General features: G+C 37.6%; 20 protein-coding genes. 3 read left to right on the plus strand and 17 right to left on the minus strand.

The window, feature by feature from the left end:
• From HU137_RS02660 to HU137_RS02680, 5 genes are all read right to left on the minus strand, one after another.
• Positions 1-1,038, minus strand: coding sequence for a cbb3-type cytochrome c oxidase N-terminal domain-containing protein (locus HU137_RS02660; RefSeq protein ID WP_182042257.1), 1,038 nt, complete (start codon positions 1,036-1,038; stop codon positions 1-3).
• Positions 1,039-1,080: 42 nt separating this feature from the next.
• A complete protein-coding gene (locus HU137_RS02665) occupies positions 1,081-1,260 on the minus strand; it encodes a cbb3-type cytochrome c oxidase subunit 3 (protein WP_182042258.1) in 180 nt (59 codons plus the stop codon).
• 2 nt (positions 1,261-1,262) lie between these two features.
• Positions 1,263-3,539, minus strand: a complete 2,277-nt coding sequence (gene ccoO / locus HU137_RS02670; protein ID WP_182042259.1) for a cytochrome-c oxidase, cbb3-type subunit II — start codon at positions 3,537-3,539, stop codon at positions 1,263-1,265.
• Positions 3,540-3,541: 2 nt separating this feature from the next.
• Positions 3,542-3,703 (minus strand): cbb3-type cytochrome oxidase assembly protein CcoS, encoded by a 162-nt coding sequence (gene ccoS / locus HU137_RS02675; RefSeq protein WP_182042260.1) that lies wholly within the window; start codon positions 3,701-3,703, stop codon positions 3,542-3,544.
• A gap of 80 nt (positions 3,704-3,783) precedes the next feature.
• Positions 3,784-6,177: a heavy metal translocating P-type ATPase gene (locus HU137_RS02680; protein WP_182042261.1), complete on the minus strand. Its 2,394-nt coding sequence runs from the start codon at positions 6,175-6,177 to the stop codon at positions 3,784-3,786.
• A gap of 69 nt (positions 6,178-6,246) precedes the next feature.
• On the opposite strand from HU137_RS02680, the gene HU137_RS02685 reads away from it, so the two are divergent.
• Positions 6,247-6,951 (plus strand): Crp/Fnr family transcriptional regulator, encoded by a 705-nt coding sequence (locus HU137_RS02685; RefSeq protein WP_182042262.1) that lies wholly within the window; start codon positions 6,247-6,249, stop codon positions 6,949-6,951.
• Positions 6,952-7,509: 558 nt separating this feature from the next.
• On the opposite strand, the gene hflX is transcribed toward HU137_RS02685, so the two are convergent.
• Entirely contained in the window at positions 7,510-8,718 is a 1,209-nt protein-coding gene (hflX, locus tag HU137_RS02690) for a GTPase HflX (RefSeq protein ID WP_182042263.1), read from the minus strand.
• A gap of 173 nt (positions 8,719-8,891) precedes the next feature.
• On the opposite strand from hflX, the gene HU137_RS02695 reads away from it, so the two are divergent.
• The gene (locus HU137_RS02695; RefSeq protein WP_182042264.1) at positions 8,892-9,740 is read left to right on the plus strand and encodes a DUF2911 domain-containing protein; all 849 of its coding nucleotides are present in this window, start codon (positions 8,892-8,894) and stop codon (positions 9,738-9,740) included.
• Between the two features lie 100 nt (positions 9,741-9,840).
• Here the strand turns inward: HU137_RS02695 and trpA are convergent, their stop codons facing one another.
• The 10 genes from trpA to HU137_RS02745 form a co-directional block, all read right to left on the minus strand.
• The gene (gene trpA / locus HU137_RS02700; RefSeq protein ID WP_182042265.1) at positions 9,841-10,626 is read right to left on the minus strand and encodes a tryptophan synthase subunit alpha; all 786 of its coding nucleotides are present in this window, start codon (positions 10,624-10,626) and stop codon (positions 9,841-9,843) included.
• Between the two features lie 14 nt (positions 10,627-10,640).
• Entirely contained in the window at positions 10,641-11,837 is a 1,197-nt protein-coding gene (trpB, locus tag HU137_RS02705; RefSeq protein WP_182042266.1) for a tryptophan synthase subunit beta, read from the minus strand.
• A 9-nt stretch (positions 11,838-11,846) separates the two neighbouring features.
• Positions 11,847-12,473 carry a phosphoribosylanthranilate isomerase gene (locus HU137_RS02710; protein ID WP_182042267.1) on the minus strand — a complete coding sequence of 209 codons (627 nt, stop codon included), beginning with the start codon at positions 12,471-12,473 and terminating at the stop codon, positions 11,847-11,849.
• Positions 12,470-13,255, minus strand: coding sequence for an indole-3-glycerol phosphate synthase TrpC (trpC, locus tag HU137_RS02715; protein WP_182042268.1), 786 nt, complete (start codon positions 13,253-13,255; stop codon positions 12,470-12,472). Before trpC ends, HU137_RS02710 begins: the two co-directional genes overlap by 4 nt.
• A gap of 70 nt (positions 13,256-13,325) precedes the next feature.
• On the minus strand, positions 13,326-14,321 hold the full coding sequence (gene trpD, locus HU137_RS02720) for an anthranilate phosphoribosyltransferase (protein WP_182042269.1): 996 nt from the start codon (positions 14,319-14,321) through the stop codon (positions 13,326-13,328).
• 31 nt (positions 14,322-14,352) lie between these two features.
• Positions 14,353-14,934 carry an anthranilate synthase component II gene (locus tag HU137_RS02725; protein WP_182042270.1) on the minus strand — a complete coding sequence of 194 codons (582 nt, stop codon included), beginning with the start codon at positions 14,932-14,934 and terminating at the stop codon, positions 14,353-14,355.
• 146 nt (positions 14,935-15,080) lie between these two features.
• Entirely contained in the window at positions 15,081-16,481 is a 1,401-nt protein-coding gene (locus HU137_RS02730; RefSeq protein ID WP_182042271.1) for an anthranilate synthase component I family protein, read from the minus strand.
• 178 nt (positions 16,482-16,659) lie between these two features.
• Positions 16,660-18,333 (minus strand): sodium:solute symporter, encoded by a 1,674-nt coding sequence (locus HU137_RS02735; RefSeq protein WP_182042272.1) that lies wholly within the window; start codon positions 18,331-18,333, stop codon positions 16,660-16,662.
• 106 nt (positions 18,334-18,439) lie between these two features.
• Positions 18,440-20,923: a PIG-L family deacetylase gene (locus HU137_RS02740; RefSeq protein ID WP_182042273.1), complete on the minus strand. Its 2,484-nt coding sequence runs from the start codon at positions 20,921-20,923 to the stop codon at positions 18,440-18,442.
• Positions 20,924-21,017: 94 nt separating this feature from the next.
• On the minus strand, positions 21,018-21,620 hold the full coding sequence (locus HU137_RS02745; RefSeq protein ID WP_182042274.1) for an HD domain-containing protein: 603 nt from the start codon (positions 21,618-21,620) through the stop codon (positions 21,018-21,020).
• Between the two features lie 89 nt (positions 21,621-21,709).
• On the opposite strand from HU137_RS02745, the gene HU137_RS02750 reads away from it, so the two are divergent.
• The gene (locus tag HU137_RS02750) at positions 21,710-24,232 is read left to right on the plus strand and encodes a VPS10 domain-containing protein (protein WP_182042275.1); all 2,523 of its coding nucleotides are present in this window, start codon (positions 21,710-21,712) and stop codon (positions 24,230-24,232) included.
• A 113-nt stretch (positions 24,233-24,345) separates the two neighbouring features.
• On the opposite strand, the gene HU137_RS02755 is transcribed toward HU137_RS02750, so the two are convergent.
• Positions 24,346-24,849 (minus strand): DUF6438 domain-containing protein, encoded by a 504-nt coding sequence (locus HU137_RS02755; protein ID WP_182042276.1) that lies wholly within the window; start codon positions 24,847-24,849, stop codon positions 24,346-24,348.
• Positions 24,850-24,868 lie beyond the last annotated feature (19 nt).

The following is a 24,868-nucleotide window of genomic DNA, read 5'->3' on the forward strand; positions in this document are numbered from 1 at the left end:
TTATTGGGCAGAATCTTTAGGTGAAGTTTCTGTATTTTTTGTTGTTGCACCCTCATCCGTAGATGGTTCTGTAGAAGCCGAAGCCGTTGCACCGCTTTTTGCCCATTCTGAAATTAAATCTCCTTGTGGAGCTGCTCCACCTTCATTTTCAGTAACATCTGCTTCTTCTTGATTCATATGATAAACATAAGAAGCTACCTTTTCAATCGCCAAACCAGTAAGCTCACCTCTTTTACCAAATGCTCTCATCTGTGCATTGTTCGGGCTACCATTATAGACGATATCGTAAATATTATAGAACAAACTGTCTTGTGTTTTGTTTACCCAATAGTCATCTGTTAAATTGGGACCAATTCCACCACCACCGTTTGCGGTATGACAAGTTGCACAAATTTGCTCGAAAGTTTTCTTTCCTTCTTCGATAGCTTGAGCGTCTAAATATTTATTTTTAGCACCCTCTATGGTAATATCGTTTTCCAAAATCCATTTATCCACTCTTGCTTGCTCTTTGGTGTTGAATTCTTCATACTCAACTTCAGGGTGCGCAAAATCAGTAAAACTATAGGCCAAAACATAGACCACCATAAAAACGATTCCCATATAAAACATCGCCAACCACCACTGTGGAAGTGCGTTGTCCAACTCTTTGATTCCATCAAACCCATGATCTAGAATAATGGCTTGTTCTTCTTCGTCTGATTGACGTTCTCTACCACTGCTGATCAATCGTTTGAAATAATTTTGTTTGGACATCACCACGTACTGCTCTTGTTGTTCAGCAGATAATTTTTTGAATTTTTGACTTTCAACTACTTTATTAATCGCATTCACGATCAGAAGCATGATGAAAGCGATCAAAATGATCCCAATAGCCATTCCGTTTGAAAAGGTTTCCACAAAATGGTTCCAAGTATTGCTAAAAAAGCCCCAAAAACCTGTACTTCTATCAAATCCAATCGGTGTAACCATCATGACGATTGCGATGATGGAAACCATGATAATCGGGATAAAAATTCTACCTGGCGTGCGTTGTTTCATTAGTCTTAATTTTTTATTTCAATCGAATTAAATCGAATTCATCTATTTTTGATCGTCTTTGTCCAAAGGCAATTCAGAATCTTCTTTGTAATAATCTTTTGGTCGGTTCCAAATAAAGTACATCAAGGCCAAAAAGAAGATCACAAATAAAAGCAAAGAAATGGTTTGCAAAATATCTGCATTTTCATAATTGGTGAAAGTATCTTTAAAATATTTTAACATCTTTATTTAGCTCCTGAACCTATAATACTCGTAGTTTCTGTTTGCTCCGTCGAAATGTCCGTACCCAATCGCTGTAAATAAGCAATCAACGCAGTAATTTCACGGTCTCTTAAAGGTACGAAATCCTCGCCTTTTTCTTTGGCCTCACGGTCATATCTTTCTTTCAACTTAACATCTGCATCAAAAATGCTTGTTTCAATCGCTATCGCTTGTTTATCCATTGAAGTTGTGATACTGTCAAAGTCTTCTTCTTCATAAGGAACACCCAATTTTACCATGGTTTCCATTTTTGCTACAGTATTACTACGATCCAATTTATTGGCAATCAACCATGGATATCTCGGCATGATGGAACCTGGTGAAGTATCCCGCGGATCCCACATGTGTTTATAATGCCATGCATCTGGATTCTTACCACCTTGTCTATGCAAATCCGGTCCAGATCTTTGAGATCCCCAAAGGAATGGATGATGGTAAACATATTCACCCGGTTTTGAGTATTCACCATAACGTTTCACTTCATCACGGAACGGTCTGATCATCTGTGTATGACAAGCATTACATCCTTCCCTTATATACAAATCCCTACCTTCTAATTCTAGTGCTGTATAAGGCGTTACCGATGCAATAGTCGGTACGTTTGATTTCACAACTATCGTAGGAATGATTTCCACTGCTCCACCTATCGCTACCGCAACAAAAGAAAGCACTGTCATCAAAGTAGGCATTCTCTCTAACCAAGTATGCGCTCCTTCTCCTTTTTTACGGGCAGAACTGATTTTTGCCAATGCAGGCGCTTCTGCAGCTTCATTTGGTACATATTTCCCGGTTTTGACTGTTTTCCAAACGTTGACCACCATCATTAATCCTCCGATCAAATAAAGCAATCCACCAAATGCACGCAACGGATACAACCAATCTTTTAAGATCGTAACGGTTTGTAAGAAGTTTCCATATTTTAATGTTCCGTCTTCATTGAATTGTTGCCACATCAAACCTTGTGTCCAACCCGCAACATACATCGGGATAACCCAGAAAAGAATACCCATCGTTCCAATCCAGAAATGTGCATTGGCCATTTTGTTTGATGCCAATTTGGTATTGAACATTCTTGGAATTAACCAATAAATCATCCCAAATAATATAAATCCATTCCAACCTAAAGTCCCTACGTGTACGTGTGCCGGAACCCAGTCGGTAAAGTGTCCGATTTTATTTAAAGTTTTGGTCGCCAATAAAGGTCCTTCGAAAGTTGCCATACCATAACAGGTAATCGCCACTACGAAAAATTTCAAAACAGGCTCTTCTCTAACTTTATCCCATGCTCCTCTCAATGTCAACAATCCATTCAACATCCCTCCCCAAGAAGGCGCAATCAACATGATGGAAAACCCTGTTCCTACTGCTTGAACCCACGCCGGAAGCGACGTGTACAACAAATGGTGAGGACCAGCCCAGATGTAAATAAAGATCAAAGACCAAAAGTGAACAATCGATAATTTATAAGAGAAAACCGGACGGTTTGCTGCTTTTGGAACGAAATAATACATCAATCCCAAAATTGGTGTCGTCAATACAAATGCCACCGCATTATGACCATACCACCACTGAACCAATGCATCTTGAACACCCGCATACAATGAATAACTTTTTGGTGCAGTCAAACTCCAACTGATCGGAATCTCTAAGTTGTTGAAAATATGCAACATCGCTACCGCTACCCATGTACCCAAATAAAACCAAATCGCCACATAAAGGTGTCTAACTCTTCTTTTGTAAATGGTTTTCAGCATATTCACACCAAAAATCACCCAAGAAAGTGCAATCAAAATATCCAAAGGCCATTCGTGCTCTGCATATTCTTTTGATGTATTGAATCCTAAAAGGAAAGTAACCAAAGACAAAACGATAAACAACTGCCAACTCCAGAAATGCGTCCAACTCATGATGTCGCTCCCCATTCTTGCTTTTAACAATCTTTGCATGGAATAATAAGCTCCTGCAAAAAATCCATTCCCCACAAATGCAAATACAGCAAACGTGGTATGAATCATCCTTAAACGACCAAATCCGGCCATACCATTTGTAGCGGCTAGACCGTCAATGCTCCCTCCAATCCTAGGATCGTCTGAACCAAAAATATAATCCGGTAATTCAGGGAAAAATTTCAAGGTCGCTACCAAAAAACCAAATGTGAAGGCCATAATCGCCCAAAAAATAGTAGCGTACAAAAAGTACTTTACGATTCGGTTATCGTAATTAAACGTTTGCATTTGCATTATCAATCAATTTTTTCTTTAACTTTTTTATCATCCATGAGCATTCTCACAGCCGGAGATTCGTCTTCATCAAACTGCCCCTTTTTAGCTCCCAGTAAAAATAAACCTAAAAATACTGCGGCTAGAGACACACTTGCTATTACCATTAAAATCACGATTCCCATAGCGTCTACAAATGTACAATTGCAAGCGTAAAATTGTCATGATTTTGGTCAGAGCCTATGATTTGATGGTTAATTTATACTCATTCTAAATTCTTAAAAACAAATTTAGATGCAATCCTTGTGCTCAAAGTCGCAAAAATCACCACTGAAATCGAACTGATCGGCATCAAAATAGCCGCTACAACCGGTTCTAAATTTCCGGAGATCGAAAATCCTAAGCCAACGATATTGTATAAAAAACTAATCAAAAAAGCAATCCAAATCAAGCGAATGGCCAATTTGGAAAATCGTAAAAATTGAGGCAAATGATCAAACGCTTTGGCATCCAAAATGGCGTCACATGAAGGCGAGAAATTATTGACATCTTCTGAAATCACAACACCCACGTCACTTTGCTTTAATGCTCCGGAGTCGTTTAAACCATCTCCCAACATCAAAACTTCCTTTCCTTCATCTTGCACATTTCTTACGTAAGCCAATTTATCTTCCGGACTTTGGTAAAAAAGAAGTTGGGTTTGGATAGGAAATATCGTTTCGAGTTTTTCTTTTTCTGAATCATTATCACCCGACAAAACAGTCAAACCATAATTATCCAGCCCTTTAATTACGTTCTCCAATCCTTTTCTATAAGAATTCTGAACTATAAATTTCCCTTTAATTTGCTGGTCAATGGAGACAAAAACCTGAGTTTGGTTCAATAACTTCGACTCTTCTGAACCTACAAATGAACGAGAGCCCAATTTGATTAATTTCCCGTTGACTACACCGTTTTGCCCTTTCCCCATTTCTTCATGGTAATCTGAAACCGGTAAAATTTCTTTTTCGTTTAAATGCTTATATAAAATTCGACTCAAAGGATGACCCGAATTTTTTAAAACCGATTGAATTTCTTTTCGTTCAATTTTCGTCAATTCTCCGCCGACGAATTCAACACCCGATTCTTGACTTTCCGTAATCGTACCAGTTTTATCCAAAATAATTTCATCCAATTTCGCCATGGATTCGATCACAGCCGTATTTTTGATATAAAATTTCTTTTCACCAAAAATCCGCATCACATTCCCCAAAATAAACGGCGACGAAAGCGCCAAAGCACATGGACAAGTGATGATCAAAATCGCTGTAACCACTTGTAAAACTTGAGTTGAATCTCTAAAATACCAAAAAACACCAGAAGCAATTGCGATACTCAATATCGTCCAGACGAAATATCGGCTGATGGTATTGGTCAAACGATTCAAACCCGATTCTACTTTTCTGAAAGCTTCATTGTTCCAAAGCTGCGTCAAATAACTTTGGTCTACTTCTTTGATGATTTCCAATTCGAGTGCAGTTCCAGATTGTTTGCCACCTGCAAAAATCTTATCACCCGGATTTTTAGAAATTAACCTAGATTCTCCCGTCACAAAACTATTGTCAATCATGGCTTCGCCTTTGATCAAAATTGCATCAGCCGGAATGATTTCTTCATTTCTTATAACGATGCGGTCACCAATTTTTAAATCAGCAACCAATGTGGGCTCTTCAATCCCATTTGAAATTTTCACAACCGCAATCGGATAAAAAGATTTGTAATCCCGATCAAATGCCAATGATTTATAAGTTTGTTGTTGAAACCATTTCCCGATCAACATAAAAAAGGCCAATCCTGCAATGGTATCAAAAAACCCTGGACTTATATCCAATACAATGTCGTAGGTGCTTCGTAAAAACAAAACCCAAAATCCAATTGCAATCGGTAAATCTATGTTGATGTATCGGTGTTTGATTCCCAACCAAGCCGATTTAAAATAGTCCGTCGCTGCAAAAAACATCACCGGAAGCGAAAGCAAAAACATCCCCCAACGGAAAAACTCTTTGTTTCCTTCCAACCAAGCTTCTGGGCTCGTATTTGAAAATGGCAGCGTATATTCAGGAAAAGCCAAAAGCATGATATTCCCAAAGCAAAATCCGGCAACACCAATTTTTAAAAGCAATCCATTGTCGCGTTTGGATTCCGTTTTATCAAAAGTTTGAAGATTGATCGATGGTTTATACCCTAATTGGGTGACGAATTTGGCGATTTCACTCAATTTGACATTTTCACTCCGATAAGAAATTTGAAGATCTTTTTTGGAGAAATTTACAGTCGAATAAATAATTTCAGGATGGATTTCATGCAAACTTTCCAAAAGCCAAACACATGAAGTACAATGAATGACCGGAATATGAAATTTCACCAGGGTTACACCATCTTCTGAGAAGTCGACTACTTTCTCGAAAATCTCAGGCGTATCCAGAAAATCAAAATGACGATTGGCTTTATCGTCCGGACGAATTCCGGCATCGCGGTTCATCGCATAGAAATTCTCTAGCCCATTTAAGTTGAGAATTTCATAAACGGTCTTACAGCCGACACAACAAAAATTTTTTTGGTCGAAGTGTATATCTTCATCCTCTATTTTTTGACCACAATGAAAACAGCTTTCCGCCATAGATTTTGCAAAATTACTTCCTTATTCAAGCGAATTAACTTAAATTTGTGCTGATTTAAGTCATACCCTATGTCCGATATCTTAGAAAACGTTACAAATATCTGCGAATTATTTGAAAATCAAGAAATTCTAAAACACTTCACCAAAGAAGAACTCGCTGAATTGAGCCATGAAAAAAAGATCATTTCTTATAAAAAAGGCGATTTGATCATCGAGGAAGGTGCAACTCCCAAAGGAATTTATTATCTGGACAAAGGAACTGCCAAAATGTTCAAACTAGGGTTTAACGGTAAAGAACAGATTTTAAGGTTCATCAAATCAGGCGACATCATCGGTTACAGGTCTATTCTATCCAAACAACCTTATGGCGCTTCTGCAACTGCGATGGAAGATACCGAAGCTTGTTTCATCCCTGAAAAATTTTTCTTGAAAGTACTGGAGCATCATCCGAAATTGGCTTTTGATATTTTACGACGTATTTCGGAAGATTTAGGCGAGTCAGCTCAAACCATCACATTTTTAGCGCAGAAAACCGTTCGAGAACGTTTGGCTGAAGTCCTACTTCTACTTGAAAAGAAATTGGGCAATGACAAAGACGGATTTATCAAAATCTCGTTGACACGTGAAGAAATGGCCAACCTCATCGGAACGGCTACCGAGTCAGCGATTCGTCTGATTTCAGAATTCAAAGCAGACCATCTCATCGAAGTAGAAGGCCGAAAAATCAAAATCCTAGATCACCAGAAATTGGTGAAGTTGGGGCATGTGAATTGATTTGCCCCTTCGACATGCTCAGGATGACAGTAATTTGAAAATGAGTTGATTTGAAAATATTTTCAATAATCGGATTGGGGCTTTTAATTCTTTTATTTCTCTTTCTATTTTTTTGGAAGATTGAATTATTTCCTACAAATCCATTTCGATTCAACTCAAGACCAACAATCTTATTCATCAGCATTCTCTTTTCGATTTTTGCGGTAACATTTCTTCCTGGAAAATCGATTATAAAATCTTTCCATTTACTTTGGTTAATTCCAATTTTTTATTTGTTTTTCTTATTTACGATCAATTGGAAAATCATTGAAAAATTTGATTATTTTTTAAGTAAGAATGTAGATTTTAAAGTAGAACAACATATTGACACTAAATTTTGGCTTTCAAATTATATCATAATTGAAAATCAAGACACTAATTTTTATAACCAAAATTCGAATTTGGAAAATTGGTTTTCTAAAGAAGAATTAAAAAAATTGGAAGTCAGAAAAAGTCTAATTCAGAAATATTATCATTTAAGAATGAATTAATTTTTAAATCTTCAAATTAGCTCATTTTCTAATTCTCCTCTTCAAAATACTCAAACAAAAAGTCATTGTACGGAAATCTTGTGATATGAATTTTCTTCACTTCTTCGTAAATCGTTTTGCGCAGTTCGTCCAGATTTTCTCTTTTCGTTGCGGAAATAAATAGTGTCGGGTTTTCGTTTTTCGCCATCCAAGTTCGTTTCCATTCGTCCAACGAAATATTTTCCCGTTTTACTTCCGTTAAATCATCTTCGTCTTTTTTGACATAAGAAAAATTGTCAATCTTATTAAAAACCAAAACGGTAGGCTTGTCTTTACTTTCAATTTCGTCGAGAATTTGGTTAACCGAATGGATATGATCCTCAAAACTCTCATGCGAAATATCCACCACATGCACCAACAAATCCGCTTCGCGAACTTCATCCAAAGTCGATTTAAAAGATTCTACCAATTGCGTCGGTAATTTTCGGATGAATCCCACCGTATCGGTCAACAAAAACGGCAGATTTCCGATTACCACTTTCCGAACCGTTGTGTCCAAAGTTGCAAATAACTTATTCTCTGCAAAAACCTCTGATTTACTCAAAACATTCATCAGCGTAGATTTCCCAACGTTTGTATAACCGACCAAAGCCACACGGACTAGTGCGCCACGGTTTTTACGCTGCGTTGCCATTTGTTTGTCTATGTCTTTGAGTTTGGCTTTTAACAAGGTAATCCGGTCGCGGATGATCCGTCTATCCGTTTCGATTTCCGTTTCACCAGGGCCTCGCATCCCGATTCCACCCCGTTGTCGCTCCAAGTGTGTCCACATACGGGTCAATCTTGGCAATAAATATTCGTATTGTGCCAATTCCACTTGGGTGCGGGCGTAGGAAGTTTGGGCGCGTTGCGCAAAAATATCGAGGATCAATTGTGTACGGTCGATGATTTTCCGCTCCACCACTTTTTCAATATTTTTCAATTGTGAAGGCGTCAATTCATCATCAAAAATGATGGTATCGATTTCATTTTCTTCTACAAATTCTTTGATTTCGTTTAGTTTCCCTGAACCGACAAAGAATTTTGAATCCGGTTTGTCCATTTTTTGGGTAAAACGCATTTCAACTTCTGCTCCGGCCGTGTACGCCAAGAACTGAAGTTCGTCCATGTATTCTTCCAATTTTTCTTCAGGTTGTTCACGGGTTATCAAACCTACTAAAACGACTTTTTCGTATTGTGCTTCTTTTTTTTCTAACATAATTCAATTTGCAAAGATACGAGAATTGAAATTTTTACCATTCATTATTCTTAATGTCAAATCTTGAGCATGACCAATATCAAAAAAGTCCAATCAAAGAATTAATCGAATATAAGAACTGATGTTATATTTTTGAACTAAATTTGAGAAAATAAATTCTAAACAAATAAAAAATGAAACATCTTCTTATTCTCTCGATTTTTTCATTGTTCACGCTTGGCCTAAATGCGCAAGTTTCAACTCCTCAACCCAGTCCTTCAGCGGAATTGGAGTTCAAAGTAGGATTGACAGACATTGAAATTGAATATTCAAGACCGAACAAAAATGACCGCGAAATCTTTGGCGATTTGGTTCCTTATGGAAAAATATGGAGAACCGGTGCCAACAAAAACACGACCATCGAATTCTCTGACGATGTAGTGGTAGATGGACAAACGATCAAAGCCGGGAAATATGCCATTTTCACCAAACCTGAAAAAGACAATTGGGAAATTTATTTTTATTCGGATACTGAAAATTGGGGAACACCTGAAAAATGGGACGATAAAAAAGTTGCTGCAAAAACGACAGCGAAAGCCCATAAAATACCAATGGTCATCGAAACTTTTTCTATTTCAATCGATGATTTGACTTATGATTCTGCCAAACTAAATTTCCTTTGGGACAATGTTTATGTGGAAACCAAAATCGAAGTTCCAACTGACAAAAAAGTGATGGCTTCTATCGATGCTGCAATGAAAGGATCGCCTACTGCTCAGGATTACATGGCGGCAGCCAATTATTATTTCACTACCGAAAAGGACATCAACCAAGCCAAAAAATGGTTTGATGAAGGAATGAAGTTAACCAAAGAACCTAAGTTCTGGCAATTCCGTCAACAATCTTTGATTTATGCGAAATCCGGTGATGTGAAAGGTGCAATTTCTTTGGCACAAAAATCCCTTGATGGTGCAAAAGCTGCAGGAAATTCAGATTACATCAAGATGAACGAAGAATCGATCAAAGAATGGTCTAAGAAATAATTTGAAGGACGATTTACGAAGGATGAATTCCGAAGTAGGTACGAAACAAATAATTTAAAAAAGGTGGCTTCGAGAACCTCAGCCACCTTTTTTATTTTCTCTACTTTTCAAAATTAATTTTTTTATCTCTGATTGTTTTGACAAATTCTCCTATTTTTTCCGGCGAATTTTCCGCAATAAATTTCACAAAAGCAGAACCGATGATCGCACCTTCTGAAAATGCTGTTGCGGTTTCAAAAGTTTCTCTATTACTGATCCCAAATCCGACGATTTGTGGTGTTTTTAAATTCATGTTTTGAATGCGTTTGAAATAATCGGTTTGTATATCGCCAAACGCATTTTTCGCTCCGGTCACACTCGCCGAACTCACCATATAAATAAATCCGGTTGAAATTGAATCAATTTGTCGAATTCGCTCATCGCTTGTCTGTGGTGTGATTAGAAAGACATTGACCAATGCATATTTCTCAAAAGTCGATTTGTATTCAGATTCATACACATCCAACGGCAAATCGGGAATGATGAGTCCATCGATTCCGATTTCGGCGCATTTGGCACAAAAATTATCTACTCCAAATTGTAAAATTGGATTAAAATATCCCATGATAATCAATGGAATTTTGACCGTTTCCCGGATATTTTTCAATTGTTCAAATAAAATTTGGGTCGTCATTCCATTTTTCAAAGCTTGCGTGGAACTTGCTTGAATGGTCGGACCGTCCGCAAGCGGATCGCTAAATGGCAATCCGATTTCGACCATATCCACACCCGATTTTTCCAGATTTTCAATGATGGATTTTGTATCATTTAAATTTGGAAATCCTGCCGTGAAGTAAATGGACAATAATTTTTTATTTTCAGCTAATTTTTGATTGATTCGATTCATTTGATTTACGATTTTTAAATTCCAAAATACTTGATATAAGTACTCAAATCCTTATCTCCTCTTCCACTCAAGTTCAATACAACGATGTCTTCTTTATTCAATTGGATTTTATCCAAAGCCGCCAAAGCATGTGCGCTTTCAATTGCCGGAATGATGCCTTCTAACCTCGTCAAATTCAAACCGGCTTGCATCGCTTCATCGTCAGTTACGGCAATGAATTTGGCTCTTTTACTTTCAAACAAATGCGCATGCATAGGCCCAACGCCCGGATAATCCAATCCTGCCGAAATCGAATAAGGCTCCGTAATCTGCCCATCATCGGTTTGCATCAAAAGGGTTTTGCTTCCATGGATGATCCCCAATTTCCCGAGAACTGAAGTGGCAGCACTTTCACCCGAATCCGCGCCTTTTCCGGCTGCCTCCACCGCAATTAATTTCACATTTTCATCGTCCAAATAATGGTAAAAAGCACCAGCGGCATTGCTTCCTCCACCCACACAAGCGATCATATAATCCGGGTTCTCTTTTCCTTCTTTTTCTTTCAATTGAATTTTTATTTCTTGTGAAATCACACTCTGAAATTTTGCTACCAAATCCGGATAAGGATGCGGTCCGACTACTGAACCGATGATATAATGCGTATCTACCGGATTGTTAATCCAATCTCTGATCGCTTCGTTGGTCGCATCTTTCAGGGTTTTGCTACCCGAAGTTGCGGGAATAACCGTCGCACCGAGCATTTTCATTCGGGCAACGTTTGGTGCTTGTCGGGCAATGTCAATTTCGCCCATATAGACGATACATTCCAAACCCATTAAAGCACAAGCCGTTGCTGTCGCCACACCATGTTGTCCGGCACCGGTTTCGGCGATGATACGCTTTTTTCCTAATTTTTTGGCTAAGATGATTTGACCGAGCGTATTGTTCACTTTATGTGCTCCAGTGTGGCAAAGATCCTCGCGTTTTAGATAGATTTTTGTGTTGTATTTTTCAGAAAGACGGTTCGCAAAATACAATGGCGTTGGTCGACCTACATAATCTTTCAATAGTTTCTGGAATTCGATTTGAAATCCATCTGAATCAATTATCTCCAAATAATTATTCTTCAATTCTTCAATGTTTGCATACAGCATTTCGGGAATAAAGGCTCCACCAAATTCGCCATAATAGCCATTTTTGTCAATTTGGTATTTTTTTGTTTCAGGTTTCATGTTTAAAGTTTATTGTTTTTTAACTTTCATCTCATTTAAAAATTCTTTGACCATTTCCACGTCTTTCAGTCCCGGACTCAATTCAAATTTACTGTTGATGTCGATGGTTTTGATTTGGGGGATTTTTTTTGAGAGATTTTGGATTTCAAACCAATCATCCGGCGAAATTCCACCGCTTAAAATGATGTCTTTGTCTAATTGGTATTTTTCTAAAATAGTCCAATCGAATTTTTTTCCGTTGCCACCGTAATTTCCCCCTTTTGTATCCAATAAAATGGCGTCTGCATTTTGATAAATATTCATTGCCTCAAAATCAAAGCTTTCGTCTACTGGAAGAGCTTTCCAAATTTCAACTTCTGGTTGAAACTGTTTCAATTTGGCACAAAAATCATCCGATTCGTCACCGTGCAATTGAATAACTTTTAGTTGATGCGTTTTGGTTTTTTCAAGAATTTCATCTAAAGAAGCATTCACAAAAACGCCCACTTTTTTTGTTTTGGGCGAAGTTTCAATAGGTTTATCTTCATAATTTCGCAAAGAATTGGCATAAAAAATAAAACCGAGATAATCCGGTTTCAAAGCGGAAACAGCTTCGATATTCTCCCTGTATTTCATCCCGCAAACTTTTAGTTTCATCGTTCTAAATTTTGAATGAATTTTCGCGCACTCTCACCCGGATTTTCTGTTTTCATAAAATTCTCCCCGATTAAAAATCCTTGAAAACCATAATTTTTCAGCTCTTTAATCGAGTCCACATCCGAAATTCCACTTTCAGAAATTTTGACATATTCGTTTGGAATAAATTCAGCTAAACTTTTACTCGTTCCCAAATCAACTTCCATCGTTTTCAGATTTCGGTTGTTTACTCCTATCAAATCCAAACTCGGCATGATGGATTTCTCCAATTCTTCGCGGTTGTGAACTTCCAATAAAACTTCCAAATCCAATTGCTTCGCCAATTCCGAAAAAGTTTTGATTTCTTCTTTTGTCAAAACGGCCGCAATCAGCAAAATGAAATCTGCTCCCGAGGATTTTGCTTCCAGGATTTGGAATTCGTCCACGATAAATTCCTTACGCAACAACGGTAAATCGCAGCTCGCTCTCGCTATAATCAAATCCTCCAAACTTCCGCCGAAATATTTCAAATCCGTCAAAACCGACATTCCAGCAACGCCTGCTTTTTCATAGCCTACAGCAACATCACCGACATTGGCGGTTTGATTGATCATCGATTTGGAAGGAGAGCGACGCTTAAATTCAGCAATGATTCCGCTAGTCGAATTCTTTAATTTTTGACGAATCGAAATCGTTTTTCGTTCAAATAATTTTGAATTCTCCAATTGAGAAAAAGTAATGACCGACTTTTTGAGTTCGACTTCCTTTCGTTTATCTGCAATTATTTTGTCTAAAATGTTCATTTGTTCAATATTTTCATTCGCTTAACCTCCATAGTTGATTTTCAATACGTTGATAACCTTAGAAGATAATTTAATCATTCGTAATTTTAATTAATTTATCCAAAGCCATTTTCGCTTTACTATTCAGTAAATTTTCTTTTGCCAACTCAAATCCTTCTTTTATTGAAACTCCTTTTACCATGGAAACCGCCAAACCGGCATTGGCAGCAACGACATGATTCTGGGCTTCTGATCCTTTTCCCGAAATGATTTTTACGAAAATTTCAGAAGCTTCTTTTTGTGAATTACCACCAAAAATTTCTTCATCCAAAACTTGATTTGCACCAAAATCCGAAGGAGAAAGGACACCTTCTTTTTGGTTGGAAATAAATTTCGCATCAGTTGTAAGCGAAATCTCATCGTGACCGGAAAACGAATGCAAAATCGTATAATTTTTCTCTCCTTTTTGATACAAATAACTGTACATCCGCATCAATTCCAAATCATAAACACCGACCAATTGATTTCGAGGAAATGCAGGGTTGATCATAGGCCCCAGCATATTGAAAAAAGTTTTGACACCTAAATCTTTTCTGATCGGCGCTACATTTTTCATGGCCGGATGAAACAAGGGCGCATGCAAAAAACAAATGCCGGCCTCGTCCAAAGTTCGTTTCAAAAAATCATTATCCGCACTAAATTTCACACCTAAACTCTCCAAAACATTGCTGCTTCCACTTACTGAAGAAACGCCGGAATTCCCATGTTTAGAAACCGGAATACCACAGGAAGCCACTACAAACGAAGCCAAAGTGGAGATGTTAAACGTATTTTTTCCATCGCCTCCTGTACCGCAAAGATCGATGGTTTCTACACCGCCAAAATCCACTTTTTTGCATAATTCCAACAATGCATCCCGAAATCCTTCCAATTCAGCAACCGTAATCGGACGCATCATGAAAACGGTAAGTAAAACGGCAATAGAGCTCGGATTGTACATACCTTCCGAAATCTCCACCAATAGCTGAAAGGCTTCCTCTTTGGAAAGTTGGTCGTAATGCGTGAGTTGTTGTATCGTGTTTTTCATATCGTATTGTTTTGAATGAATCTTGACAAGGTTAGGAATTCACCCAATTTTCTATCATCTTTTTTCCGTTTGGAGTCAAAATACTTTCAGGATGAAATTGGACACCACGAACATCCCATTCTCTGTGGCGCAATGACATAATCTGACCATTTTCATCAACCGATGTGATTTCCAATTCTTCAGGAAAATTCTCTTTTGAAACCACCCATGAGTGGTAACGTCCTATTTCAAAATGAGTTGGAACATTTTGAAATAAAAGTTCGTCGTTCACTCTTACGATCGCATAGGTCGAAACACCATGGTAAACATTATCCAAATTTTCCAATTTTCCACCAAAGACTTCGCCGATGGCTTGTAGTCCAAGACAAACTCCCAAAATGCTTTTGGAGGGTGCGAATTTTTTGATGATCTCCATCATTTTACCGGCTTCAACCGGAATTCCCGGCCCAGGTGACAACAGAATTTTATCGAATGCATTTATTTCATCCAATTCGATTTGATCATTGCGTTTCACCGTGACTTCACAATCCAATTCTTCTAAATAATGCACCAGATTGTACACAAAAGAATCGTAATTATCGATGACTATTATTTTCTTTTTATTCGCATTCATTTTATTTGTTTTTGATGTTCGTGAATCTGCGATTTCATAAATTTAATGTTCTTATTCTCTGCATTCTTTGCGTTTCCTCTGTTTCTCTACAGTAAATTTTAACTGCAAAGAGCGCCAAGTATTACGCAAAGGGCATTATGATTTATTTAAATATTTTCTGCCAATTCCAATGCTTTATTTAGTGCGCCTAATTTATTATACACTTCCTGTAATTCATTTTCCGGTTTGCTTCCAGAAACAACTCCGGCTCCTGCTTGATAATGCAAATGATGGTCTTTGCTCAAAAACGATCGGATGATAATGGCATGGTTAAAACTTCCGTCAAAACCCATAAAACCTATGGCTCCTCCGTAAAATTCGCGGTTGATGTTTTCATATTTTTCCAGCAAAGACATCGCCATGTGTTTGGGTGCTCCTGACAAAGTCCCGGCTGGAAAAGTGTCTGCAACCACTTGAAATGAATTGATTTCTGGGCGAATTTCACCTGTTACTTTACTGACCAAATGGATGACGTGAGAGAAAAATTGAACTTCCCGGAAAGTTTCGACTTTTACGTTTTTGGCATTTCGACTCAAATCATTTCGTGCCAAATCAACCAACATCACATGTTCTGATTTTTCTTTTTCATCATTGCTCAATTTTCTGGCAAGCAAAGCATCTTCTTCGTCATTTCCGGTTCGCTTTATCGTTCCGGCAATCGGATGAATCTCCGCAATTCCTTTGTTGATAACCAATTGCGCTTCAGGAGAACTACCAAATATCTTAAAATCCCCATAATCAAAATAAAACAAATAGGGCGAAGGATTTACACTTCTCAGCGTTCGGTAAACATTAAATTCGTCTCCAGAAAATTTTTGGCTAAATCGTTTAGACGGGACAATTTGAAAAACATCTCCTCGCTGACAATGTGCTTTGCATTTTTTTACCAAATCCATGAAATCATCATCTGAAATATTTGTCGCTGGATTACCTTGTCTTTTAAATTCAAATTCAGAAAATGATTTGATCTTCAATAAATTGGAAATTTCCTCCACGTTATCAGCCCCATCCAAACTATGACTGAAAATATAGCCTTCGTTTTTAAAATGGTTGATCGCGATAATGTTTTGATAAACTGCATAATGCAAGTCAGGAATCTCCAAATTCCCTTGTTTTTTATCCATTTCGATATCTTCAAAATATTGAACCGCATCATAATTCATGTAGCCAAAAAGTCCGTTATTGATGAATTTATGTTCGGTTTTTTCTGATTCAAAAAGGGCAGCAAAAGATTGAATTTCTGAAACAAGATTGACCGATTTATCCATCTGTATTTCTACCAATTGACCATCTGGAAACTGTTTGATGATTCGATTATTTTTCACTTTTATCGATGCGATGGGTTGAAAACAAATGTAGCTGAACGCATTTTCATTGGCATGATAATCAGAACTTTCCAAAAGTATGGAATGAGGGAATTTATCACGCAAACGCAGATAAATAGAAACCGGCGTGATGGTGTCTGCGAGTATTTTTTTGCTTTTTGTATGGAGTTTAAATTTTTTCATTTTATTCAATTTTGGGTACAAAAAAAGCCCGTCGTGAAGGACAGGCTTGGTTCTATGGGATACAACAAGTTTGCTTCACTACTTTCGAAGTTGCGAAGTCCACCACCAGTTGTTATTTGATACTAAATTTTTCATTTTGATTTTTCAAATGTAGAAATTGATTTTGAATTGGCAAATTTTAATTTCCAATTTCTTCCAATTCTTCTAAATTTTTATCTTCCTTATTCCAAATCGTTTGAATCAAAATCGCAATCATAATCACCAACGCGCATCCAAATAAATTCAACCATAAATAAGGCATCCAATCAAATTTCCAACCAATGATAACAATGACTTGCGTAAGGATCGCTGCGATAAAAACCGAATGGGACTGTATGAATTTGAAGAAAAATGCCAGAAGAAAAATCCCCAACACATTGCCGTAAAAAATCGAACCGATAATGTTCACCAATTGGATTAAATTATCAAATAAATTGGCCACGCATGCAAATATAATGGCTAAAATCCCCCATAAAAGTGTAAACCATTTCGTAGCAGAAATATAGTGTTCATCCGATTTTTCTGATTTTTGATTTCGTTTGTACAAATCCATCGTAGTTGTCGTTGCCAAGGCGTTCAATTCGGAAGAAGTCGATGACATCGCCGCGCATAAAACCATCGCCAACAACAATCCAATCACGCCTCGCGGTAAATAATTTAAAATAAAATGAATGAAAACGTAGTCTTTGTCGTTTGTTTCTACCTTTAAATTTTGTTCTGCAGCTGCTTTTTCGATGATTTTTTTTCCTTCTTCACGCAAAGATTTTTCTTTTTGATTCAAAGAAATTGATTCCGAAGGATTTTGAATTCGGGTTTCAACCAATTGGCTTAAATCTGAATTGACTTTTTGATAATCCTCTTTGTAATTTGATTCCAAAACCAATTTTTCTGCAGCTGGATTAAAATTCAACGGCGAAGGATTGAATTGGTAAAAAACAAAAACCAAAACCCCTACCAACAAAATAAAAAACTGCATGGGAACTTTTAAAAATCCGTTCATGATCATTCCCAACTGACTTTCCCGAATGGATTTTCCCGATAAATAACGCTGAACTTGACTTTGATCGGTTCCGAAATACGACAACGCCAGAAAAGTTCCACCGATGATGCCGCTCCAAAACGTATAACGATTGTCAAAATCAAAGGAGAAATCGAGAATGTCCATTTTCCCACTTGCTCCGGCGATTTCCAATGCATTGGAAAAATTGATATTTTCCGGTAAAGAATACAGCAAAATCCCAAATGTCGTAACCATTCCCAGCATAATGATGGCCATTTGTTGTTTCTGGGTTACGTTGACCGCTTTTGTTCCTCCAGAAACGGTATAAATGATGACCAATGTTCCAATGATAATGTTCAAATACGTCAGATTCCAACCCAAAACGGCCGATAAAATAATCGAAGGCGCAAAAATGGTGATTCCGGCAGAAAGTCCGCGCTGGATGAGAAACAAAGAAGCGGTTAAGGTTCTGGTTTTCAAATCAAATCGGGATTCTAAATATTCGTAAGCCGTATAAACATTGAGTTTGTGGTAAATCGGAATAAAGACCAAACAGATAATAACCATCGCGATGGGCAATCCGAAATAAAATTGGACAAAACCCATTCCGTCGTGAAAAGCTTGTCCGGGCGTAGAAAGAAAGGTAATCGCACTGGCTTGTGTTGCCATCACTGAAAGTCCGACCGTCAGCCAATTGGAATCGTTTCCTTTGATGAAATCTTGTACATTTTTCTGACCGCGCGTTTTCCAAACACCGTAAAAAACGATAAATGCCATCGAACCAATCAATATAATCCAATCAATTCCGTGCATCAACTAAATATTTTCATTAGCAAATAAAAAAATACGATGTAAACTGCATTTACAACCAAAACCCAGGTGTAAGCAGCTTTCCATTTTAATTTGATCTCCGAATTTTTCATTTCCCTAAAGATAAAAGATTTGCAAACAACCGATAGGCACCTGAAACACCTTCCGGCAATTCACGGAAGAAACTCAATCCAGTATAAACATAATGACCTTTTCCGTGCTGAGCAACCAGTAAACTCCCTTTCATAGCCGATTCTCCTTTGTCGTGCATCGATAAAATCAGGGTGAATTCTTTGCTCCATTTGTCCGGAAAATACAATCCGCGTTCCTGCACCCAACCTTCAAAATCTTGTTGTGTAATTTTATTCGGATAATTTAAAACCGGATGATCTGGCGCTAAAAATTTCACCTCCGAATTTTCGTTCGTCACGCGATCTCGTGAAAGTTGCAAATCATAAGGCGCTATTTCAGATGTCAAAACCTCGCGAGAAGTATTGTATTGCACTACCAAAGTCCCGCCGTTTTTTACATAATCAAACAAGATTTTATTTTTATAAGTCAATTCAGGAATGACATTGAACGCCCGAATTCCCAATACCACTGCATCAAATGCATTTAAATATTCTTCTGTGATATAATTCGGTTGGATGATCTGCACATCGTAACCGATTTGGCGTAAACTCTGCGGAATTTCATCTCCGGCTCCCATGATGTACCCGATTTTTTCGCCTTTTTTCTGAATGTCCAATTTGGCAACTTTAGCCGATCCCGGCAAAACCACAAATTGTTCGGGTATATGCGGATAATTGATTTCTACGACTTGATTTGTTATTGTTTTTCCGTCAATTTCCACTTCGGGAATCAATTCGATTTCGCTTTTTTCGTTTGGAGGTTGCACCTCAAACCAGAAGATTTTTTCTTCGTTTTTTGCCAATTGAACCGATTGGTTTTCTGGCGAAATCCTCCAAGCGGAATTCGCTTTCAATTTCAAATTCCCCTTAAGATTTTGACCAAAGGATTTGACTTTTACCGAAACTCTTTTTGGCTCTCCATTTCCAAACAAAATCACTTTTTCCTGTACCTGAACCGATGCTTTTGGCACAACAGTAAAGGGTTTATACACTTCGCCATCCACCGCATCATTGTATTTGTAAACGATAGGTTTTTCAAACTCTATTGAATATCCATTGATCGCAATTATAAAAGATACATTATAAGGTAATTCATTTACAGGCTTTCCTATCAAAGAATTATCAGAAACTTTATATAATCCCTGCGTCCCTTTTTCATTTAACCAATATGGATTTGAAAATGGAGAGTCTGAAGGAATTAAAAAATTTATTTCATAATTGAACTTTACATTCTCAAATAACACATCATATGGATTTAATGTTTTTTTTAAGGACGGTATTCCTACACTTCTCAACTTTAATTCTAAGTCGCTTCGGTTGATGGCTTCGATTTTCAATTGGATTTCATCCTGAATGGTTGCCGTTTGCGTATCGGAAACCGCTTCCAAATACAATCCCAAACAAGCGGAAATAATCGTTTTGATTTCTTCCGATTTGATTTCTTTCCAATGTTCATTTTCTAATTTTTGAATCATTTGGTATGCTGAAACCAGTTCGGGAACGGATTTAGAAGGATTTTTAAAGTCAAATTCTCTTTCAACTTTCGCCAACAAATCACCAATCGGTTTTCCTCCTTTCACCCGATTCCAACTCGTGTCGATTCCTTCAAAAACATCTTTTTCGGGTTTTGTTCCTTTCACGATTTCTAAATATTCTTCCGAATTCCCACGCACAGCCGTGTTTCCAAAACCTTGGGATTTATGTTGGCTTCGGCTTTGTGCTGCAATTTCTTGGTTGCTCACGCCCAAAGTCGGATAAAAAGTTCCGATGTCCAATTTCATCAAATTGGTTTTGTCAACTTGATCAAATTTCTCTTGACTTCCATAAAAAAACCAAGATTGGTTCCAAAACAAACGTTTTGGCTCCCAGACAGTAACTGTCTTTAGATGTTCAGGGAAACTATTTTTATCCTTTGCCAAATCAAATGCTTCCACGCTCAACATCGCAGAACCTGTGTGGTGACCGTGTGTGGTGCCGGGCGAACGATGATCAAATCGGTTGATGATCACATCCGGCTGGAATTTTCGGATGACGTATACTAAATCGCTTAAAACTTCCTGTTTATCCCAAATCGAAAAGGTTTCGTCGGGATGTTTGGAATACCCAAAATCGTTGGCGCGGGAAAAGAATTGTTCGCCGCCGTCTATTTTCCGTGCCGCCATTAATTCTTCGGTTCGGATGACGCCCAATAATTCCCGTAATTCATTCCCGATTAAATTCTGTCCGCCATCACCACGTGTCAACGAAATATAAGCCGTCCGTGCGTGAACGTCATTGGCAAAATAGGAAATCAGATGCGTATTTTCATCGTCAGGATGCGCTGCCACATAGAGAACCGAACCGAGAAAATTGAGTTTTTGGATGGACTCATAAATTTCTGCTGAATTGGGTTTTTTGGGTGTTTGGGCAAGTATGAATTGATTGAAAATAAATAGAATAGCAATAAAATACGACTTCTGCATTTTAGGTTTTAATTTTTATAGTGCTAAAATTAAGGTTTAAAAAATTAACCACAAAGGTCACATCCGCCGCGGCGGACACTAAGTGCACAAAGGTTTAACTTTTTGCATTCCATTCCTCATAAAACCGCTCCAAAAATTCTTCTAAATATCGATGTCGTTCTTCAGCGATTTTTTTAGCAGAACTTGTATGCATCAAATCTTTCAATTTCAAGAGTTTATCATAAAAATGCTGAATTGTGCTCGTTTCCGGATTTTCAGGATTCCACATTTCCCTTTCTTTGCTTCCACCATATGCAAAACAACGTGCGATTCCGATGGCGCCGATGGCATCCAGTCTGTCGGCGTCCTGAACGATTTTGGCTTCGAGCGAAGTCGGCTGATTTCCTTTGCTGAACGAGACTTGAGAGACGATTTCGATGATTTTTTGAATGATTTCATTTGGAATTTCTAATTCATTTAGAAAATCGGTAATCAATTCTTCTGATTTGTCTATTCCATCGTTTAATTTGTAATCACCGACATCATGCAGCCAAGCGGCCATTTCGACTAAAGATTCATCGGCATTTTCTTCTTTGGCAATTCGTTTGGCGGAATTAACTACGCGTTCTATGTGGAAATAATCGTGTCCGGTAGTTTCTCCAGTAAATTGGTTTTTTATGAATTCTTGTGCAGATTTTAAAATTTCTAATTCATTCATTTATAAAACATTAAGGCATTAGTCATTAAAATTTAGCTTTTAACATTAATAAGATTATCTTTACGCAAAAAAAGTAAAAAACTAACACAATGAAACAATTATTTACCTTAATTTTTTCCTTTCCGATTTTAAGTTTTGTAATGGGACAGGATATTTCCCTGAATGCACCTACGCATTTAGAGGCAAAAGTTAATTCGAATCAATTCGATGATCAAATTGCGGCTTATGAAGCTTTTTGGGAAAACAGAGATCCCAATAAAAGAGGGAGTGGATTCAAACAATTTCAAAGATGGAAACAGCTCTGGATGTATGAAGTAAAAGAAGACGGAACACTTCCCACCGCTCAGGAATTAGCTCAGAGTTGGAATAACTTATTGAAGTTACAACAAAATAAGTTTACGGGTATGAACAATAGTGACTGGACTCCACTGGGGCCTTTTACTCATTCCAATCAAGGTTCTTGGAGTGCAGGACAAGGTCGTGTAAACATCAGTTTGGTTGATCCAAATGACCCAAATAAATTATTTGTAGGCACACCTGATGGCGGTCTTTGGGTTTCTCCCGATCATGGAGATTCTTGGGAGCCTTTGACTGAATATTTACCTTCTTTGGGGGTTTCCGGAATTGCGGTAGACTATAACAATTCAGATATTATTTATATCGCGACAGGTGATGAAGATGCTTCTGACAGTTATGGAATAGGCGTTTATAAATCTGTAGATGCTGGAGCAACATGGAATCCTACTGGCGTAACAATAGAGGGAGGAAGTTCTCTCATGGGAGAAATCTATATGCATCCTGATAATTCCAATATCTTATGGGTTGCCAGTACAGAAGGTTTATTTAAAACAACTGATGCTGGTACCTCTTGGACCAAAACTCAAGTTGGGAGGATCAAGGAAATCAGGTTAAAGCCGAACAATCCAGATGTTATTTATTTGGTGCAACAAGCAGGCACAACCATTAATTTATTGAAATCTACTGATGGCGGAAATAGTTTTTCTAATATTCAGGAATTAGCCAATTCCGGCAGAACGGTCATAGATGTAACTGACGCTAATCCTGAATATCTCTATGTTTTGGTTTCCAACACCAACGATACTTTTAAACAATTGATGCGTTCAGCGGATTCAGGCGCAACTTTTGAAATAAGAAACAACACGACCGATATTTATGATGGAAGCCAACAGGCTTGGTTTGATCTAGCTTTGGCAGCATCTGACACAAATGCAGAAATGATTTTCACCGGAACTTTAAATGTTTGGAAGTCTACCAATGGGGGGACAACTTTCGTAAGAGGAGCGGAATGGAGTGAACCCGACGCTGTAAATTACACGCATGCGGACATTCATGATTTAAAATTCTTCAATGATAAATTGTATGTAGGTAGTGACGGAGGAATTTTTATTTCAGATGATAACGGAGCTAGTTTTTCAGATAAAACGAAAAACGGATTGAACATAGGTCAGTTTTACCGTATAGATGTTGCTCCTGAAACTTCATCAAAAATCGTTGGTGGTTTACAAGACAACGGCGGTTATGCTTTTGTAGACAACAACTGGATTAACTTTTATGGGGCAGATGGAATGGATGCCGCTATCAACCCTACGAATTCCAATCTTTATTATGGTTTCATACAATTTGGGGCTAATATGTATCGGTTCAATGCCAGTAACCCAAGTGGAAATGGCCAGTTTATGGCCAATGGACCTGAATCAGGAAACTGGATTACACCATTGGAATATGGAAGCACAAACATTATGTATGCAGGATATTCAAAACTCTATCGCTCTACCGGAGGAGCTTTTGTAAATTCTTCTTCTACAACTTTTAGTCCGAAATTAGACCATATAAGAGTAGACCCTACAGACGACAAACGAGTATTGGTGGCCAACATCAACACAGTAAGAATCGCTCAAAACCAAACCAGTTATCCACTTGATTTCACCATACTCGGTCCTCCTGCTGGTGGTTGGGGCGGATTTATAACAAGCATAGAATTCAATCAAAACAATCCAAACATTTTGTATGCATCCTCTAATAATCGGGTTTTCAAATCTATGGACAGTGGCGAAACCTGGGAAAATATTACCTATAATTTACCAGTTGACCAATCTAAATATATCGTTGCTCATCAAAAAAATTCGTTAAACAATACAATTTATATAGCGACACGAAATGCCGTTTGGTACACAGATGACACATTGGAAGAATGGGTTTTATACAACACCAATTTGCCACACTCAAGAATTACAGATCTAGAAATCAACACGGTAGAAGGTCATTTAGTGATTTCAACTTATGGAAGAGGGGTTTGGAGATCTCCTGTTACCGAAACCAGTTTATCTGTAGAAGAAGTTTACGGCAATGACAATAGCGCACTGATTTATCCCAATCCGGTGTCAAACGGAAAAGCTAAATTAAGTATGCTGATTGAAGAGCCTGCTGATGTGACTATCCATTCAATTGATGGGAAATTAGTTAAAAAACGAACTTATCCTAAAATTGACAACCAAACAGATTTGGATTTCTCCGGTTTGTCAAAAGGAACCTATGTGGTTACGATCAAATCAGAAAAACATTTGATCCGTAAAAAAGTATTGATTAAGTAAGAATTATATTCAATATGATAAGAAAGGCTGTTTCAGTAATTTAGAAACAGCCTTTTATTTTATCAACTATCGGTCAAATTATCCTTTTTAAATCGAAATCATCTTCCAAGTCATTATTTAACTTTCTCCCAATTCTGGTTCTCTCTCAACGCCAAAAACAATTGGTACAATTCTTCCAATTCAGGCGTACCCATCATTCCATAGTCCGTGATTGTCTTTTCCTTTCCACCATCATAAATGATTTTTAAATTGGCCGTCTGAACATCAGTATACTTTACCCGATAATTATCTTGAAGCGCAGGAAAATCCATTTCGTTTAACTTTTTTAAAATGAGGTCAAAATCATTTTCATTGATTTTACCAGTAAAAGTTCCTTCCGGGCTTGGAGAACCAAATTCTTTGCTGAAGTTAAACCGGATGGCTTCATAAACCGCCGATCGGTTTTTGTCCATCTCGATTTTAAATTGCGGACAAGTTCCGAAACAAACAGAAGTGAAATACTCTATTCGCTCGATATCGTATTTCATGTTTGAGCTTGATGCGGTTTTTTTTGTGGATTCACACGAAAATAAAAAACCCAAAATCAGCATTCCCAGAAAAAAATATTTTTTTTTCATTTCCTTAAATTTTACACAA

Source organism: Moheibacter lacus, assembly GCF_014042165.1.
Classification (GTDB): Bacteria; Bacteroidota; Bacteroidia; order Flavobacteriales; family Weeksellaceae; genus Moheibacter; species Moheibacter lacus.

Bases quoted from the DNA above. Each gene is read 5' to 3' on its own strand.
- HU137_RS02665 (WP_182042258.1), bottom strand. From the start codon at position 1,260: ATGTTAAAATATTTTAAAGATACTTTCACCAATTATGAAAATGCAGAT.
- HU137_RS02755 (WP_182042276.1), bottom strand. From the start codon at position 24,849: ATGAAAAAAAAATATTTTTTTCTGGGAATGCTGATTTTGGGTTTTTTA.
- HU137_RS02685 (WP_182042262.1), top strand. From the start codon at position 6,247: ATGTCCGATATCTTAGAAAACGTTACAAATATCTGCGAATTATTTGAA.
- trpD (WP_182042269.1), bottom strand. From the start codon at position 14,321: ATGAAAAACACGATACAACAACTCACGCATTACGACCAACTTTCCAAA.
- HU137_RS02710 (WP_182042267.1), bottom strand. From the start codon at position 12,473: ATGAAACTAAAAGTTTGCGGGATGAAATACAGGGAGAATATCGAAGCT.
- HU137_RS02740 (WP_182042273.1), bottom strand. From the start codon at position 20,923: ATGCAGAAGTCGTATTTTATTGCTATTCTATTTATTTTCAATCAATTC.
- HU137_RS02725 (WP_182042270.1), bottom strand. From the start codon at position 14,934: ATGAATGCGAATAAAAAGAAAATAATAGTCATCGATAATTACGATTCT.
- HU137_RS02730 (WP_182042271.1), bottom strand. From the start codon at position 16,481: ATGAAAAAATTTAAACTCCATACAAAAAGCAAAAAAATACTCGCAGAC.
- HU137_RS02680 (WP_182042261.1), bottom strand. From the start codon at position 6,177: ATGGCGGAAAGCTGTTTTCATTGTGGTCAAAAAATAGAGGATGAAGAT.
- HU137_RS02750 (WP_182042275.1), top strand. From the start codon at position 21,710: ATGAAACAATTATTTACCTTAATTTTTTCCTTTCCGATTTTAAGTTTT.
- HU137_RS02745 (WP_182042274.1), bottom strand. From the start codon at position 21,620: ATGAATGAATTAGAAATTTTAAAATCTGCACAAGAATTCATAAAAAAC.
- ccoO (WP_182042259.1), bottom strand. From the start codon at position 3,539: ATGCAAATGCAAACGTTTAATTACGATAACCGAATCGTAAAGTACTTT.
- hflX (WP_182042263.1), bottom strand. From the start codon at position 8,718: ATGTTAGAAAAAAAAGAAGCACAATACGAAAAAGTCGTTTTAGTAGGT.
- trpA (WP_182042265.1), bottom strand. From the start codon at position 10,626: ATGAATCGAATCAATCAAAAATTAGCTGAAAATAAAAAATTATTGTCC.
- trpB (WP_182042266.1), bottom strand. From the start codon at position 11,837: ATGAAACCTGAAACAAAAAAATACCAAATTGACAAAAATGGCTATTAT.
- HU137_RS02735 (WP_182042272.1), bottom strand. From the start codon at position 18,333: ATGCACGGAATTGATTGGATTATATTGATTGGTTCGATGGCATTTATC.
- HU137_RS02695 (WP_182042264.1), top strand. From the start codon at position 8,892: ATGAAACATCTTCTTATTCTCTCGATTTTTTCATTGTTCACGCTTGGC.
- HU137_RS02660 (WP_182042257.1), bottom strand. From the start codon at position 1,038: ATGAAACAACGCACGCCAGGTAGAATTTTTATCCCGATTATCATGGTT.
- trpC (WP_182042268.1), bottom strand. From the start codon at position 13,255: ATGAACATTTTAGACAAAATAATTGCAGATAAACGAAAGGAAGTCGAA.
- ccoS (WP_182042260.1), bottom strand. From the start codon at position 3,703: ATGGGAATCGTGATTTTAATGGTAATAGCAAGTGTGTCTCTAGCCGCA.